The following is a 17083-nucleotide window of genomic DNA, read 5'->3' on the forward strand; positions in this document are numbered from 1 at the left end:
TTCCCCTTTAGTTCAGTTGGTAGAACGGTGGACTGTTAATCCATATGTCGCTGGTTCAAGTCCAGCAAGGGGAGCCATATTTTAAAGGCCTTACAGCAATGTGAGGCCTTTTTTATTGCTTTTATTAAATACCTAACTCATTGAATAGTCTTTTATAACCCTCTGCTAGCTTTTATAAGAGCCAGCTGGTTTTGATATTTTGCTGCAGAGTCATGTTTCCCAATACCTTTAAGCATACTAATGATTTTTTCATAAGAATTAACATAAGCGGGATGAACCTCTATATTTTTCTGTAAATAATCAATAGCTCTTTGTTTTTGATTAATTTTAAACGCCGCTACTGACATATTGTCAAGAGTTTCAGGCTTCATCGATAATAGCCCAAACTTCTCTTTATCTAAGCCATTCAAGATAGCCCCTAATTTTTCCGCTCGCTGCAACTCTGTTTCTAAAATTAGTTCATTATAATAAGAGCGGTAATATCCTGGCGGCTCAAACTCACGAACTTTTAGAATTAACTCTGATGCCTCTTTAAAACGTTTTAGCTTTATCAATCCATAAATTTTATTATTAATCAACACAGCATCCGTAGGAGCAAGAGGTAAGTAGCTGTTGGCAACTTTAACTGCACTGCCAGGTTTTGAATACATATACTCTCGAGATACTCGCTGTGAAAACCATTTAAACATTGGGTGATGTCCAAAGGATCCTGAACCAAAGTTAATTTCTTGCTTCCAATCATTTGCTTTAACCTTACTATTAAATTCAGACAGTTTAGAATTCCATTTAAGATTTAAACTAATAACTACTAGTGCTACAACCGAGCTTAGTCCAAGCAAACCGATATTTATATTTTTAGGTAGCACATAAGGCTTAGCAGAAGCCAATATGATAGCAATATAAGTCGTAATGATTAAAATAGGCGTTTGTAGTTGCAAGGGGAAACTGAACATGCTGGTAATTGCCATACCGCCAATAGCAATAATTAATGATAGCTCCTTAAGCCCGGTCCACCCTTCTTTAAACAAAAATCTAAAAAATAGAAAGCCAAGCAAAATCCAGGAACTTATCATTAAGATAGAACTAGAAAACCCCAGCTCAGCTAGAGTTTGCAGGTAATCATTATGTGACGAGCGAATAGTATGTGTTCTACCATTGGAAAAGCTAGCTGAGTGATGGTAGTAATTACCCAAACCAATGCCATAAACGGGTCTAGATTTAGCCATTTCAAGAGTGCCATCCCAGAGTTGAAAACGAATAGTAGATTGCTCACCTTCTATATTCGAAGCTCTAGTAACAACTTTATCTGCGCCTTGCTGAATTTTCTCCCAAAATGGTTTGACTCCATCATTACTGACATTGATTAATACCAACAAAATAATTATCGCAATAACACCATGTTTCTTGTGCTGCTTAGAAAGTGTTGGCACGTCTTTTTTCACAACCTTTAAAAGCAAAAAAACCAAGCTTAATAGTAATAATTGACCAATAACTGATAACCAAGCGGCTTGTGTTTGCGTATAAAATATAAAGACCAATAATAATGAGCTGGTTATCGCATTAAGAAATAGCCATTTGCTGTTTTTTGCCGTATCAGTAACAAATAAATACACTCCTATGGGCCATGTTAAGACGGCGATCTGAGCAGCCATATTTTTATTAGCAAAAGTTGACGCTGGCTTAGCAGCTTGTTTGACAATATCAACCTGTAATAGATACTGAATAATACCTATAGAAGCTAACAACAATGCTCCCACTACAAACAACTGTAAAATTAATCGTTGGTTTGACTTATCCCTAATTTGAAATACTAAAAAAGCAAGAGTAAGCCCAGCGCTCCACTTCGCTAATTGATTAATGGCAAAACCATGATTATCAGACCAGAACGTACTAGCGAAACCAAGCATAAAAGTAATATAGAGTATTATTGCTAATGGATGTAATGAGACTCTTAAGCTATTTTTGCGATTTAGTAATAGGTAAGCAGCTGCTCCTAAAACAATCAGAATCTGAGCAGCAAAAGCTTTGGTAAACATATGCTCTGCAAGATTGGCCTGATTAGAAGGTGCTAGAATCACAGCCAAAGGTAATAATAAACCTATAAAGTAAGCCCAATATTTCTCTTTATTATTAAGTGATTGGCTCAATTAGTGCCCCTAAATATGTCAGTTAGTATGAAAAAGAGCTTAACAAAGCTAGCCATAATAATTAAGCGCTTTTTAATAGGTATCAAATTAAGTATATAAAAAGTGGGAACACTAGGAGTATAAAATGATATATTTTTTATCTTAAGCTCTTTAATAAAATTAATACTTATATTTGACTCCAACCGTCAAATTGCGCTCTTCCCCTGGAAAGTAACGTTCGTTACCAAAGGCAAAATCGGCACGAGTTGCATAGCGTTTATCAGTAATATTTCTGACTGTTAAAAAGAATTTGAGTTCAGGCTTTGGTTCCCAATTTAGGCGTAAATTAGATATTGTGTGTCCTTGATAAAAATTACTATTAGCAGCATCGGTGTAATAATCATCCACATGAACTAGTTCCAATTCGGTTTGCAAATTCGAATTTATATCCCAAAGTAATCTACTGTTAAGCAGCCAACGTGGAGCAGTATCAATATCATTGCCAGCCACAATCACTTCACTATCTCGCATAACCTCTCGATCAAAGTCGTATTGATGCAATCCATAACTGACAGAGGTTTGCCAATTCAGTGCATCATGCACATCTATTGCTGTCGCAATTTCTATCCCTCGATGGGAAGTTTTACCATTCGTGACGTTGAAACCATCAGCGTCACGGAAGAAAAAATTTCTCTTGTACATGGTGTAAGCAGTAACTTCAAACTGATAGTTGTTTTTAATATGGCGCCAACCAACCTCGAGACTATCCAAGGTTTCTCCATCGGCTTCACCTACGGTTTGGTTTCTTTGTAATCGGTATAAATCTGTGGTTTGAGGTGCTCTAGCCCCCCGCGCCAATGAAGCAAACAGGAAATCAGCCTGAGTTGCCTTATAAATTGCAGCTAATTTACTGGTCACTGTAGTGAAGTCATCCACTCGATCTGCTGGTCGCAAAAAGCGGCCAATAATATCAGAATCGGTTTTGTTGTCATAACGATACCGGCTATGATTTATTCGAACTCCCGCTTGCAATTGCCAATCTTGAGCAGGTTGCCACCTTAGGCGCGCGAAAGGCGCAACTTCATTCGAAGTAACTCTATAGTCGTAATGTAAGCCTTGAGTAAAACTAAACACATCTGGAATTGATTGAGTTTCAGTTAAGCTACCATCGGAGTATTCCCAATCAAGACCAACTAGCAGCTCTAAACGCTCATTAAGACTTCTTCGAAACTGACTCAAAAAGCCTATTGATGAGTGATTATTTTCTTCTAATGCTTTTGAAGGCAAAAAGTGCATTAAAAAACTCATTTCAGCCCAACGTGCATAAGGTGTAATGATGGCCTGCCAAGCTCCGAAATTATGAATATCGAACTCAGCGCTTATTAGAGCGTGTTCCAAATCACGAAAGGCCTCCGGATTCGGGTTAGTACGACGCAGCAACTCATTTTCAAGGGCGTTATCACCAATTACGAAGCCTGCTGTTTCTTGCTCCAAATGATGTAATGACAAACGAAGCCTCATATCGTATTCAGGAGTAGAATAGCCATAACCGAACTGCCCTTTTACTTGAGCGACTTCAGATTCGTCCCGATAGCCTCCATCTTGAAAAACCTGCAGCCCGGCAATGATTCCGCTGTCTGTATTTGCTTTACCTGCTTGCCAAGAAAAATCGTAGCGATCAAACTCTGATAAAAACAAGTTAACTGAATTATCATGAATCTTTAGAGGGTCTGCTGTAAGTACATTAAAAATACCGTGAATAGCATTCGAACCATAAGTCACATCACCAGGGCCTCGCACCACTTCAATTTGTTTAGCAAGCCCAACTTGGGCATCAAGTAAACCATTCACGTTCGCAAATCCGGCACTACGCAACGGAATTCCATCTTGGAGATATAAAAATGAACCAGCACCAGCTCCTCCAGTAAACACAGGAGAGCGTATAGCCGTCAAATGTTCTTGTCCCGAGCCTTGCTGTACGAAAACATTTGGCAAACGATTCAATAAATTTGCTGGATGCAAAGCATCCAGCCGTTCCAACTCTAGCTCGGTTAAATGACTTATTGAAACCGCTTGCGATGTTTTTTTCGACGGATTTCTTTCTACAGTTACGATGATAATATTAGTCTCATTATCTTGCTCACTAGTTTTTTCAATAGCGCTAGATTCACTCTCACCATCATTTTGCGGAGAAGATTTAACTGACGCAGTGGTGCCAATTAGAAAAATTGCAAATAAACTATATAAGAAAGTTACCGATTTAGATTTAAGCTGAGATATAAAAGTATCCAAACAATATGACCTAGAGATTAATTAGATAAGCTACAGATAAAATATAATAACAGAGAGACAATTGATACGACGAATAAATTCAAATTAGTAGTTTTTAAACTAGATATGGCAAATAAATAACCATGTTAATTACTTTAAAAAGTCAATTGAAATCATATGGACAAAAAAAAGCCTCGCTTAAGCGAGGCTTTGTTCATAATGGTGCCCAGGGACGGACTCGAACCGTCACGGTGTTGCCACCGGGGGATTTTAAGTCCCCTGCGTCTACCAATTTCGCCACCTGGGCATCAGATGACTGGTTCATATCAGTTTTTTAAAGTGGAGGCTGAGGCCGGAGTCGAACCGACGTCCACGGATTTGCAATCCGCTGTATAGCCACTCTACCACTCAGCCACTCAGCCTAAATCTACTTCATTGCTTCAAAGGAAGCGCTGATATAAAAAACCTCGGTCAATTAGCACCGAGGTTTTTGAATATGGAGCGAGAAAGGAGGTTCGAACTCCCGACCCCAACCTTGGCAAGGTTGTGCTCTACCAGCTGAGCTATTCTCGCGTCTTTGTGGCGTGCATTTTACTGCGAAATCATATTCTGTCAACACAAAAAAGCAGTTTTTTTAGCACTTTTTTTATTGCTTCAACAAGACTAACTAAATCATTGAAATTAATGATTAAAAGTTGTCCGTTTGAGGTGCTAGCAACAAAGAGAAGCTATTATCCGTCTTTCTTTTCGCTTGTCAAGTGAGGCCATGCAGCTCTCAAATAAGTTACCATAGACCATAGTGTCAATAATGCTGCAATCCACATAAACAAGTAACCCGCTTGTTTAGGTACATTGAAAATATCTGGTGAAGACAGTAGTAATAAGAAAATAGCGAATAACTGGCATACTGTTTTGAGCTTACCAACCCATGAAACTTGCACCACTGCTCTACTACCCATTTCAGCCATCCATTCTCGTAGAGCTGATACCGTAATCTCACGACCAATAATTACCATCGCAGGAATGGCTAGCAGCACAGTTGCTTCTCTCTCAACTAATAATATCAATGTGATAGCAACCATTAATTTATCCGCGACAGGATCTAAAAAAGCGCCAAATGGTGATTCTATTTTTAATCGGCGCGCTAAAAAGCCATCAAAAAAATCGGTAGCAGAGGCGATACAGAAAATGGATAAGGTTATCCAGCGCGCTTCAATAGTGTCGATGTAGAAAAACATGACAAATAAAGGCAGTAAAGCGATTCTAAATGCTGTTAAAATATTAGGCAGATTCCACACTGCAAAAACCTCAAAATTGAAAGTCGGCCTGGCTATTCTAACTCATTGATTCTCAATATAAAGCTAACCATGCAAATAATCGTAAATATTTTGCGCTATTGACTCACTAATGCCAGGAGCTTTAGCAATATCTTTTACGCTAGCCTTTTCAACTTCTTGCCATCCTCCAAAGTGCTTTAGTAAACTTTGGCGTCTCTTTGCGCCCACACCCGGGATTTCTTCTAATAAAGATTTAGTAGCTGACTTTTTACGTTGCAGCCTGTGTTTACTAATAGCGAACCGATGAGCTTCATCGCGTATATGCTGGATAATGTGTAACGCTTTACTTGACTCAGGCAGTACCGTGGGGCGATGTTCACCTACAAACCATAATTGCTCCATGCCCGCTTTTCTATCACTGCCTTTTGAAACCCCCAGTAACAATGATGTATCAATACCCAGCTCATTGAATACTTCCTCTGCTTGAGATAGTTGTCCTTTACCACCATCAACAATCACTAAATCGGGGAATGTTTTACTTTCAACTAACAACCTTTGATAGCGCCGGGTTAAAGCCTGTTTCATTGCAGCGTAATCGTCGCCGCCAGTAATACCTGAAATATTAAAAATCCTATAATCTGCACGTTTTGGTCCTGCATCATCGAAGACCACGCAGGATGCGACCGTTTGATTGCCTTGGGTGTGGCTAATATCAAAACATTCCAGTCGTTTTGGTAACTTCGATAAACCTAGTGCTTGCTGTAGCTCAGACAATCGTTCAAACATATTGGTTTTACTGTTAAGTTTCGATCGCAAAGCATGAATTGCATTTTTCTTAGCAAATGTGACCCACTCTTTTAACTGGCCTCTATGTGGTGTTTTGAAGATTATTTTTCGATCATGCTCTTGGGTTAACACCGATTGCAGCAGTTGATAATCTTCATGACTATTTTGCACAAGAACGGTATTAGGAACTTCTGCGCCAGATAAATAATATTGACGCAAAAAATTTTGTTCAATTTCTGCTAAATCAGTGCCCTTAGGAATTTTAGGGAAATAACTTTTATTGCCAACTATTGTCCCTTGTCTAATAAACAAGACCAAGGCACAAGCTACGCCCGATGCGTACTCAACTGCTACAGCATCCAAATCTGATGAGTTACCGCTTATAACTTGTTTTTGAATGACATGTCTTAAATTCTTAATTTGATCTCGATATCTTGCAGCTTCTTCAAACTCCAAATTTTCAGAAGCCAAATCCATTTGGCCTTGCAACTTTTGGATAATAACTTCACTTTTTCCTTGATAAAACTGACGTATGCTATGGATATCTTCGGCGTAATTTTCTTTTGAAATATAGTTTACGCAAGGTGCACTGCAGCGCTTTATTTGATACTGCAAACAGGGTCGAGTTCGATTGGCAAAATAACTATCTTCGCATTGCCTAATACGAAAAGTTTTTTGCACTAACGATAAACTCTGCCTAACTGCCGCCGGGTTTGGGAAAGGGCCAAAATAATCACCTTTTTGTTTTTTAGCACCTCTATGATAGACCAGTTTTGGATAATCTTCTTTTGAAAGAAAAATATACGGATAAGACTTATCATCCCTAAATAAAATATTAAACCTAGGTTTATGTTTTTTAATCAGGTTGTTTTCAAGAATTAAAGCTTCAGTTTCTGTTTCACAAATTGTAGTTGTAATATCATCTATCAGTGTTACTAATAGTTGAGTCTTTAAAGAACTGTGATTCTTTACAAAGTAGCTTTTAACACGGTTATTAAGATTCTTTGCCTTACCCACATAGATAACTTGACTATCAGAATCAAGCATACGATATACACCAGGCTTAGTGCTTAAGTGTTGTAGGATTTTTAATATTTTTTCAGGGATGAGATGAGTCGTTTTATCTGGCATAAATTTGCCAATGCTTTTTATACTTGCGGTTCAATAATTTTATAGCGTAACGCCAAATGTGTTAAGCAAACATCATTATCCACATCCAACTTTTCAAATAATCGATACCGGTAACTGTTAACTGTTTTGGGGCTAAGGTGAAGTTTCTCAGATATCTCTTGTACTTTCTCTCCACGAGTAATCATAAGCATCACTTGCATCTCGCGATCGGATAGTTGATTAAAGGGGTTTTCATCTTTTTGCTTGAATTGTGATAGTGCCATTTCTTGGGCAACTTCTGGGGCTAGATATACTTTGCCACGGCTAACTGAGCGAACAGCTTTAATCATTTCATCTATATCGCCACCTTTAGTCAAATACCCCATGGCACCAGCGTTTAAAAATTGAGTTGGATAAGGCTCAGAAATATGAGCTGTTAGAGCAATGATTTTGACATCAGGATCAAAGCGTAGCATTCTGCGCGTTGCTTCTAAACCACCAATACCTGGCATGTTAGCATCCATAAGTACTACTGATGGTTGAAACTCTCTTTGCTTTTTTAATGCTTCTTCGCCTGTTTCAGCTTCAGCAATCACATCTATCCCGTCTTGATCGGCCAATAACCGTCCCAAACCCATGCGGACTAAATCGTGATCATCGACTAACATTAATTTGATCATATAGTGCTTGCCATAAAACTTGATTGTTAGTAGATTACTGAAAATAGTATTCTCAATCAAGCCGTATTCATGAAAGCATATTTATTCGCTGCTTCAACTCTTTTTTTTAGTCTCCACGTTTCTGCAGAAAGAACCGTACAAGAATGCATGGATGTAAAAGACAATGCTAAAAGATTAGCTTGTTATGATTCTTTTTTTAAAAAACAATCATTAACTCTTCCAACAGAAAATACTAAAAAAGCACCTCAAAAAACTGAATCTTTATTTGGTTTAGAGCAACAAATAGCTGCTAGGCAACCTAACCAACTAAATTTCAAATTGCAGGGGAAATTTAAACGCTGGAAAAAAGGAATGAAATTAAATACTGCAGAGGGGCAAATATGGCTAATAAAAGGTAGGCATAATATTTATTACCCGATAGAAGACCCAAAAATAATTATTAGAAAAGGAAGTCTTGGCTCTTACTTAATGAACATTGAAGGCCTTAATACTACTTTCAAAGTTAAGAGAGTTAAATAATTTAAGGAGTTACTGACCAGGTTCCTGTTACGATATAAGTGACAGTGCCACCACTAGCAACATCTATTGTCTCATTTATAGAGCCTGCCCCACTATCAGTAGCGTTTGCAGTCCCACTGATACATGAACTGTCTGTTGTAGCTGAGCAAGACCAAGTAACACTGGTTAAGTTTGTAGGAATAGCATCCTCAACCAGTACACCATTTACATCAACTCCCCCATCATTAGAAACAACGATCGTATAAGTAGTTGTTTCGCCAGGCGTATAAGTTGTGCCTGTATCGGATTTTGAAACAGCAATATCAGCTCCACAATTAACTAAGATTGCCCAACGAGTTGTATTATCACTGTTTTTAATTGCCCCTGTGTTAGTTCTTGAGATGCTATCAAAACGCCCGGTAAATTGGATGGTTCCAGCTCCTTCTAACTCATTAATACCGGGTATCGAGACATCTGGAGTAGGACCTGTTGAAAACTGAGAGGTAGATCCCATGTCACACCCTGTTAAGACATTACCTACTAACGAGCCACTACATAATGTCGCAGGACCAGTACCTGAATCTGTCGTTTTACCAAAATCACTTTCAATTAAGCTCATGCTTTGACCAGTACCTAAATTAAAAGTCAGGGTGTTAAGGTCAAGTTGATAAAATAAAATAATTGGATCGGTTACCGTTTCAGAAAAAGTAAAGCTGCCTGTTAATGCTCGTCCGGACTGGCGAACATAACTATAACCTGGTGCAACTCCAAATTCAGTACCAAAAATTTCAGGGTGAATAAAAGTACCATCATTAGCAGCACTAAAATTTGTTGCCGCAACACTCATGGCGGCTGTAACCGTTATACTTCCATTACATGCCGTCCCTGAAGTGCCTGATGTCCAAATGACATCCTCATACTCTGCCATTAGTGAAAAACTTGCCAGCAATAAGCAAGCGGCAAAACACTTTTTCATTAGTATTTACCAACGAAATTGATAAACCAACCATCATATTCAAAATCGAGATTAGATAAGTCATCACTAAAGTCAGTAAAGTTATAACCTAAGCCTACTTTGAAGTTTTCTGTTAAGTGATAATCTGCACCAATCAACCAACCTTGACGTTGATCTCTATTCTCTTTGGATTTTAATAGGCGGTATTCTGCTAAGGCATCCCACTCTTTGATTAAGTGATAGCGCGCTTGTAATGCATATAAGTCTACCGTGCTTGAGAACCATGGCCCTGTACCTCTTCCTTGTCTAACCTCACCTTGACGATGAGCCACTTTGGCCGCTAACTCCCACTCAGGGCTAATACGATAAAGGCCTTCTAAAGCAACAATGTTAGAGCGCTGATCTGAACCTGCTGTTGTTTGCGCCAATGTGCGTAGGTCATACAAATAAGTATACTTACCCAGAAGTGCCCATTTATTATTATTAACTGGACGATAGGCAAACCCTAGGTTTGCCTCCGTAAATTCAGCGTTTTGAGCTGGATCATTTAAATCTTCTGTATCAGAGTAATTAACTCGAGCGGCTAATCGCCAATCTTGATCTAAGCGATAAGAAATTCGATTAGTAGTAAGCCATTGCTCTCTATTTTCAGCACCAGAGTCTTCTCTATACTCAAGTCTAGAAGTCCAATCAAGATCTGGGGAACGATAACTACCGCTTATTGAACCAGCTTGACGATCTATCACCCCACCATTGATATTTTCCAGCTCACCATCTTGTAGATTAAAACCGATATTCCAACCCGTACTAGGAATAAAATCCACCCCAAATGTGTGGGCCAATCCAGTTTCCTGTGGTGCTTTCAGATGTTGGCTTTCATTGTAAATAGTTACCTGATTCGATACACGCCATCTTTGTCCTAAAGTAATTCCATCAGTAATACTAGGTCCAAAAACACTGTTAGTGGTATCGGTTGAGTAAGTATAACGTCCGTAGATACTATAATCATTATTCACAAAGTAATCAGCGGTTAAACTTGCCGCATCACCTCGGTGACCAGAACTGTACTCGGCGCCAATGGAGGAGCGCTGACCAAACAAGTAGCGAGTACCTACCGTAATCAAGTCATTGTTATCGTATGTTCCACCGTCATTTTCTAAGGTAAATTGGCCAGTAGTATATAGATCCCAAGTTTCACCAATTCTATGGTTATAACGTAATGCTCCTAGCATTGCTGAAGTTGAAGTGCCGGCAATGGTTTCTTCCAGCTGACGAACTTCGGCAGTTAATTGAGACTTCGGAGTTATTTTATAATCCAAATTCACTTGCGCCTGCTCTAACTTATTATTAGCACCACGCTCATATTCACTAGCTCGAGCAGATAAAGTTAAGTCTTTGGTAATTTGACCAGTAACTTCTGCACCAGTCTCAATGGTTTCTTCGTTTAATGTTCGACGAGCTACCGAGAAACCAGCTTCGGTTTCACGATGCCAAGCGCCAGCAGTAAATTCATTCTCACTCCAACCTAACTCTTTAAAGTTAGCTCTAGCCTCAACCGAATAGGCATCGCCCTTTTTACCAGAAACCTCATCAATAGGATCTGGTGAAATAGGAGCGAAACTAAAACCACCATTATCCGAGAAAAAGCTCGCGGCTTGATTCGCTGTAGTAGATGCATTTTCTAATTTTAAATAAGTACCTCGACCTGCTTGTAAAGTAACATCTATACCTTGCAATTCGTAATCATCGCCCGCGCGATTTTCATCAACAAAAGTACCGCCAATAGCAACATGTTCACCTAGCCATACTTTTGCTCGACCACCAACCGTAGTGTCATCCGGATTAAAGCCGGTTGGCAAATATTCATAGTCGACTAATAAAATATTATCGAAACCGTCGAGTGGCTCATCACGAATAATAGTATCTATATTTTGACGCGAAATTTGGCTAAGAGGGCGTGTTAAAATAATCCGCCCCTGAATTTCATCAATCTCGTAATCCGCACCTCTTTGTAGGGTCACAGAACTTTCTACTCGGCCAGTTGTGTTATCATGAATTTCTAAAACAACTCGGTCTGAACCTGGCAAAATATCGCTATTTCGTAGGTAATAAAGACTACCCCCGGTACCTAAGAATTCATTATGACCGAATGCAGTTTGAGCTTCTGATGCAAAAGCTTTTAGCTGAGTCTTAGACTCGCCTAGTTCTGTTGTCTCTATCGAGCGCCAATTAATGGCAGCACCATAAAGTGAGCGTGAATATTGAGAGAACTCATTTCCAGTAATGCCGGTATTAAAATTACCCCAAATGGCCTGACTCTTATCCCAATCAACACGAATATAGAATTTACCTTGGGTATCAACATCACGATAAACGTTGGAATCATCACCATATACAGGGTAATAACGATCAGGATCTAGGCGTCGGAAAACGTCTTGTGGGTCTTTATCTAAGAAACCCTCAAATAAATCACCAATTTCACGCTCGCGAGTATCCGCTTGAGCCGTGATTAAATACTTACCTTTAATCTTACCTTTTAAGTAAAATGCCAAGCGACCATTAACTAAAAAATCATCATCAAAAGTATCACCATCATCCACAGCTTGAATACTATCAGAAACATTATTTTGTGATGCGGTAATGTCAGCTAACGCAACCATAAACATGTATTTACCGGTCACATCGACCGCTAATTCTTTAGCCCCATACTCAGTGCCATCACCAATTCCAACATTAAACTTGTGCATTCCAACTGGTAATAAATATTCCGTTACGAATCGACGCTCTAGACCAACAGGGATTCTTTGCTCGTTAACGGTAATTTGTTGCCCTTCAGGGATATCTTGACCGAAAATACGAACTCTTGAACCATAAATTGGAATGTTTTGTTGACGTAAATTGTTATTGCCAAAAGTTTCACTTTCAATCAAGTCATTTGCAATTTGCTGTTCAGTTTGCTGCTCTGAAACATTTCTTACCGTGTTGCCCGCTACTCTCGCTAAGTTAGACTTTTTCTCTTCTTCTGAAACTAACAGTAATGTCTTTGGATAGGTTTCATCCATCCGCCCTTCTTTATCATAGGCTCGAATTAAATACTGTAATTGTTCACCTAGTGCTAACTTTCGATCTAGAGTGAGAGAACCATCCCAACCATAACGACCATTATTTTGAACTGTAACATCGACAGTTTTTAAAGGGGTAATCAGATCAGTATCCGCACCATCAAACAGTACAATTTCTAGCTTTTCGATAAATGCACCATAGTTATTGTAATAACTAAAGTTGACATCTTCAGAAATTTTTTCACCATCAAAAGCAACAGTAGCAGGACCATTAAGGTTTAATGAAGCACGAGTTAAAGCTGGGTCTTCAGTAGCCCATAATAAGCCGCCATTTTTCAGCTGTATCATCATCTGAGAATTAACATCTACCCTTTTCTGATCCGGGGTAAAACCCTTTTCGCTATAGGTATAAACTTCTTGATAAGTGACATCAACGCGTCGATTTTTACTATGCGCGGTCTCATCATTGCCTTTTACTTTTGGGCGTTCTTCACCCAAACTAGTAACACGGAAAACCAAACCATTTTGTGTTCGGCATTCTCCTTCTACACACTCATACTTTTTTGCTTCTTGTTCAGTTTTTTCTTCTTCCGCCGAAAAAGCTGCAGGAACTAAAGTGTACAAAATTGCAGACAGGCCAAATGCCATCACAGGCTTACTATTTAATAAAATTCTCATAGCTCACCTCCTTCAATAACTGCGAACTCTCTTGAAGATGTTTCCACTCTAACCTCATCTACATAGGATTTATCAACTTGCTTAATTAATTCAGCATAAATACTCTTAGCTCGACGTAGACCTAATTGATAATTGTAGTCTTTGTCCGCACGGATATCAGTATGACCAGCAAGCCTGATCGCACCGCCACCATTTTTATTTAAATAGCCCGCAATATTCTTTATTAATGAGCTATAAGTTGGTTTAACATCTGCTTTGTTAGTTTCAAAGAAAACTGAGCCTAAAATTACGCGTTCTCCAATGGTAATGATTTCTCGGCCAGCAACATGAAGTTCTGGAGAAGCTATTAAAGAAACCTGCAACTCTTCATGTAACTCTGGCTCTACTAAATCCAACAAAGCTTCCCTAACTCTTTGCGCACGGTCAAAGGCAATAGCTAAACCGCCACCATGACCATCAATAGTGATGGTTCCTCCTTGGTACTTATTAATTGCATCTGCCATATCAACTAATGCTTCTTGATACTGAGGCTTTATTTCTGCACTGTTGTCATCGAATAAAATCGTACCTAACTCAATCTCAACCGCTTCAATACCCCTTACTTTAGGTTTAGTTTCTGGAATCTTAACGCCAAAGTCGAAACTGGTTGGTAAACCTTGTGTCAAACGCTTAACTCTTGGATTTTCTGTAGTGAACTCAGAACCTTTTGGTAAGGTGGCAGGGTCAACTTTCATAATAAAGTTTTGACCGCGACCAAAGTCAGCTACATCTATTGCATTCAAGTGGAAGCGACCATAAGCATCAGTTTCAATAATTAAACCTTCAACTGTTGCAATTCGGACGCCTGGGATACCGCGCTCTTGAATACCATGATTGGTAATAATGAAGTCAACTTTATAGTTGCCCTCAATCAAAGTAACTAACCTCTCAACACTTAGTTTTTGTGCTGATAAACCTCTAGCTAGATCGCCAGTTGAATTACTGGTGACTGTACCATCCGCGGCCATGATTAACTCAGAACCTTCTGCCGTTGTAATCACAACACTGCTAGTAAACTTTGGTTCAGTCATCATTTGACTAATAACTACTTGATGATTGCTTGCTGGATCCATAGACGAGTTTCTACCAGACAAGTTCTCAATAGTAATTCCGTGATTAATAGGCGCACTTGCATCGGACAATGAAACAGGTCCATTACCAACATCCAAAGTTGTAGAGTTAGCAATATAAGCTGACTCATCAATGCCGCCGGTAACTTGAATACCTGTCGCCGTAGCATCATCTTGCCAGCCATCAGCGTCACGGTCATTGAAAACCTTACCCAGAATTGTCGATTGTTCGAAATCAGGATCAGCGCTCATCAAGATAGCTACAGTTGCCTCATTCGAAACTGTTTGACCTGCAAACTCAGCAACCACCGTGTTAACTAACTCACCACGAATGGCTGTTGCACCAATACGCATCATGTAGGTAATAACCACAGTTTCACCTGCAGCAACATCAACCCCATCAAAGCTGATTGGACGCCCTGCTGTAATTACATCATTGGCTGGATTCAAGTCATTAATAGCACCTGAACCTTCGACATAGTTCATACCCAGAGGTGGCGTATCAACTAAACTGATGTTCGAAGCATCAATCTGACCAATATTTTCTACAGTCACGTTGTAAGTGACGAAGTCTCCTATTGAAGCTTGACTGACGCTAGCAGTTTTAACCAAACGAATTGCTGGTATTTCGATAACTCTTATTGTAATGGTTGCTGTATCACAATTAGTTGGGTTAATTATCTCGCAAATTTCGTACGTAATAGTATAAACGCCACCTGCTGTTCCTGGTGGAATTGATACAGTTCCATCACTAGCAATAGTTGCACCAATACCAGCATCATCTAATACCGTTACTGTGATTAAGCTTGGATCAATTGCAGCGTCATTCAAGGTATCATTATCGAATGCATTTCCTGCATCGCCACCTGTCACCCCACTGATTGGATCCGCAGTGAAATCATCGTCATTAGCAACAATAACCGGAGCTTCAACTACAATAATAACAGTAGCTGTATCACAATTAGTCGGATTCAATATCTCACAAATCTGATACTCTAATGTGTAAGTTCCAGCTGCAGTTCCTGCTGGTACAGTAATTGTTCCATCAGTATTTACTGTTGCACCTGAACCACCATCATTAGTAACTGTTAGGTTGACCAAAGTTGGATCAAGCGCAACATTATTAAGAGTGTCGTTATCAAAGATACTTCCAACAACCCCTCCATCAAAGCCATTGATTGGTGTAGCACTGAAATCGTCATTAACAGCATCTATAACTGGTGCAATAACCTCTACAGTTACATCAGCAGTGTCACAATTAGTCGGGTTAGCAATTTCACAAATTTCATAACTGATGACATAAGTTCCTGCTCGAGTATTAGCCGGTACTATGACTTCACCAGCACTCGAAATAGTGATACCTGTGCCATTATCGTTAGTAACCGTTACTGATACCGTAGTTTCATCAACAGGGTTACCGTCCAGTGTGTCATTAACGAACGCATTACCAGCTATTCCGCCATCTGCGCCAATAATTACATTACCTGTAAGATCATCGTCAATTGCTATTATTTCGGCACTCTCAACTACAATCGTAATAGTCGCTGTATCACAGACACCGTCAGCATTACAGATCTCGTAAGTAATGACGTAAGTGCCTGGAGCAGTACCTGGCGGTACATTCACATTACCGTCGGAATCGATAATAACGCCCGTTAGACCACCATCATTGGTTACCGTAATGCTGTCCACATTGGTATTATCCGCTGGATCACCGTTGATCGTGTCGTTATCGAAGATATTACCCGGTGAACCACCTGCCACAGGATCGATCGGCGTACCACTGAAGTCATCATCCATTGCTTCTACAGCACCTACTACCACAGTAATAGTCGCCGTATCACAGACACCGTCAGCATTACAGATCTCGTAAGTAATGACGTAAGTGCCTGGAGCAGTACCTGGCGGTACATTCACATTACCGTCGGAATCGATAATAACGCCCGTTAGACCACCATCATTGGTTACCGTAATGCTGTCCACATTGGTATTATCCGCTGGATCACCGTTGATCGTGTCGTTATCGAAGATATTACCCGGTGAACCACCTGCCACAGGATCGATCGGCGTACCACTGAAGTCATCATCCATTGCTTCTACAGTACCTACTACCACAGTAATAGTCGCCGTATCACAGACACCGCTAGCTGTACAAATTTCATAAGTAATGACATAAGTACCTGGAGCAGTACCTGGCGGTATATTCACGTTACCGTCGGTATCGATAGTAACGCCCGTTAGACCACCATCATTGGTTACCGTAATGCTGTCCACATTGGTATCATCCGCTGGATCACCGTTGATCGTATCGTTATCGAAGATGTTACCAGGTGAACCACCTGTCACAGGATCGATAGGCGTACCACTGAAGTCATCATTCAACGCCTCAACGTCATCAACTGGTGTCACCGTAATGGTTACGGTCGCGATGTCCGTGTCGCCATCAGCATCGGTGATGATGTAAGTGAAGCTGTCGGTGCCGTTGAAGTTCGCATCCGGGCTGTAGTCGTAACTGCCGTCAGCATTGAAGG

At 39.8% G+C, this 17083-nt stretch carries 9 protein-coding genes and 4 tRNA genes; 2 read left to right on the top strand and 11 right to left on the bottom strand.

Features of this window, described 5'->3' with window-relative positions:
- The first annotated feature begins 1 nt into the window (after position 1).
- Positions 2 to 77: transfer RNA gene (locus tag GJS41_RS03280), tRNA-Asn, on the top strand.
- Positions 78 to 152: 75 nt separating this feature from the next.
- Here the strand turns inward: GJS41_RS03280 and GJS41_RS03285 are convergent.
- The 8 genes from GJS41_RS03285 to uvrY all read right to left on the bottom strand — a co-directional run bounded on the left by GJS41_RS03285 (position 153) and on the right by uvrY (position 8250).
- Complete coding sequence (locus GJS41_RS03285) at positions 153 to 2147, bottom strand: O-antigen ligase family protein (RefSeq protein WP_154245894.1); 1995 nt, start codon at positions 2145 to 2147, stop codon at positions 153 to 155.
- A gap of 159 nt (positions 2148 to 2306) precedes the next feature.
- Positions 2307 to 4418, bottom strand: coding sequence for a TonB-dependent receptor (locus tag GJS41_RS03290; protein ID WP_154245895.1), 2112 nt, complete (start codon positions 4416 to 4418; stop codon positions 2307 to 2309).
- Between the two features lie 199 nt (positions 4419 to 4617).
- A tRNA-Leu gene (locus tag GJS41_RS03295) sits at positions 4618 to 4704 on the bottom strand.
- Between the two features lie 33 nt (positions 4705 to 4737).
- Positions 4738 to 4811 (bottom strand) — tRNA-Cys (locus GJS41_RS03300).
- A gap of 83 nt (positions 4812 to 4894) precedes the next feature.
- A tRNA-Gly gene (locus GJS41_RS03305) sits at positions 4895 to 4970 on the bottom strand.
- A 158-nt stretch (positions 4971 to 5128) separates the two neighbouring features.
- Positions 5129 to 5695: a CDP-diacylglycerol--glycerol-3-phosphate 3-phosphatidyltransferase gene (gene pgsA / locus GJS41_RS03310; RefSeq protein WP_370515612.1), complete on the bottom strand. Its 567-nt coding sequence runs from the start codon at positions 5693 to 5695 to the stop codon at positions 5129 to 5131.
- 63 nt (positions 5696 to 5758) lie between these two features.
- The gene (gene uvrC / locus GJS41_RS03315; protein WP_154245896.1) at positions 5759 to 7591 is read right to left on the bottom strand and encodes an excinuclease ABC subunit UvrC; all 1833 of its coding nucleotides are present in this window, start codon (positions 7589 to 7591) and stop codon (positions 5759 to 5761) included.
- 17 nt (positions 7592 to 7608) lie between these two features.
- The gene (uvrY, locus tag GJS41_RS03320; protein WP_154245897.1) at positions 7609 to 8250 is read right to left on the bottom strand and encodes a UvrY/SirA/GacA family response regulator transcription factor; all 642 of its coding nucleotides are present in this window, start codon (positions 8248 to 8250) and stop codon (positions 7609 to 7611) included.
- Between the two features lie 69 nt (positions 8251 to 8319).
- On the opposite strand from uvrY, the gene GJS41_RS03325 reads away from it, so the two are divergent.
- Positions 8320 to 8769, top strand: coding sequence for a hypothetical protein (locus GJS41_RS03325; RefSeq protein ID WP_154245898.1), 450 nt, complete (start codon positions 8320 to 8322; stop codon positions 8767 to 8769).
- A 1-nt stretch (position 8770) separates the two neighbouring features.
- Here GJS41_RS03325 and GJS41_RS03330 read toward each other — a convergent pair whose 3' ends face one another.
- The 3 genes from GJS41_RS03330 to GJS41_RS03340 form a co-directional block, all read right to left on the bottom strand.
- Positions 8771 to 9724, bottom strand: a complete 954-nt coding sequence (locus GJS41_RS03330; RefSeq protein WP_154245899.1) for a DUF11 domain-containing protein — start codon at positions 9722 to 9724, stop codon at positions 8771 to 8773.
- Complete coding sequence (locus GJS41_RS03335; protein WP_227551237.1) at positions 9724 to 13443, bottom strand: hypothetical protein; 3720 nt, start codon at positions 13441 to 13443, stop codon at positions 9724 to 9726. The genes GJS41_RS03330 and GJS41_RS03335 overlap by 1 nt, the downstream gene beginning before the upstream one ends.
- A partial coding sequence (locus GJS41_RS03340) for an OmpA family protein (RefSeq protein ID WP_195758329.1) occupies positions 13440 to 17083 on the bottom strand: 3644 nt, incomplete at its 5' end. The genes GJS41_RS03340 and GJS41_RS03335, both read right to left, overlap by 4 nt.

The organism is Kangiella sp. HZ709 (genome assembly GCF_009674675.1).
GTDB lineage: Bacteria > Pseudomonadota > Gammaproteobacteria > Enterobacterales > Kangiellaceae > Kangiella.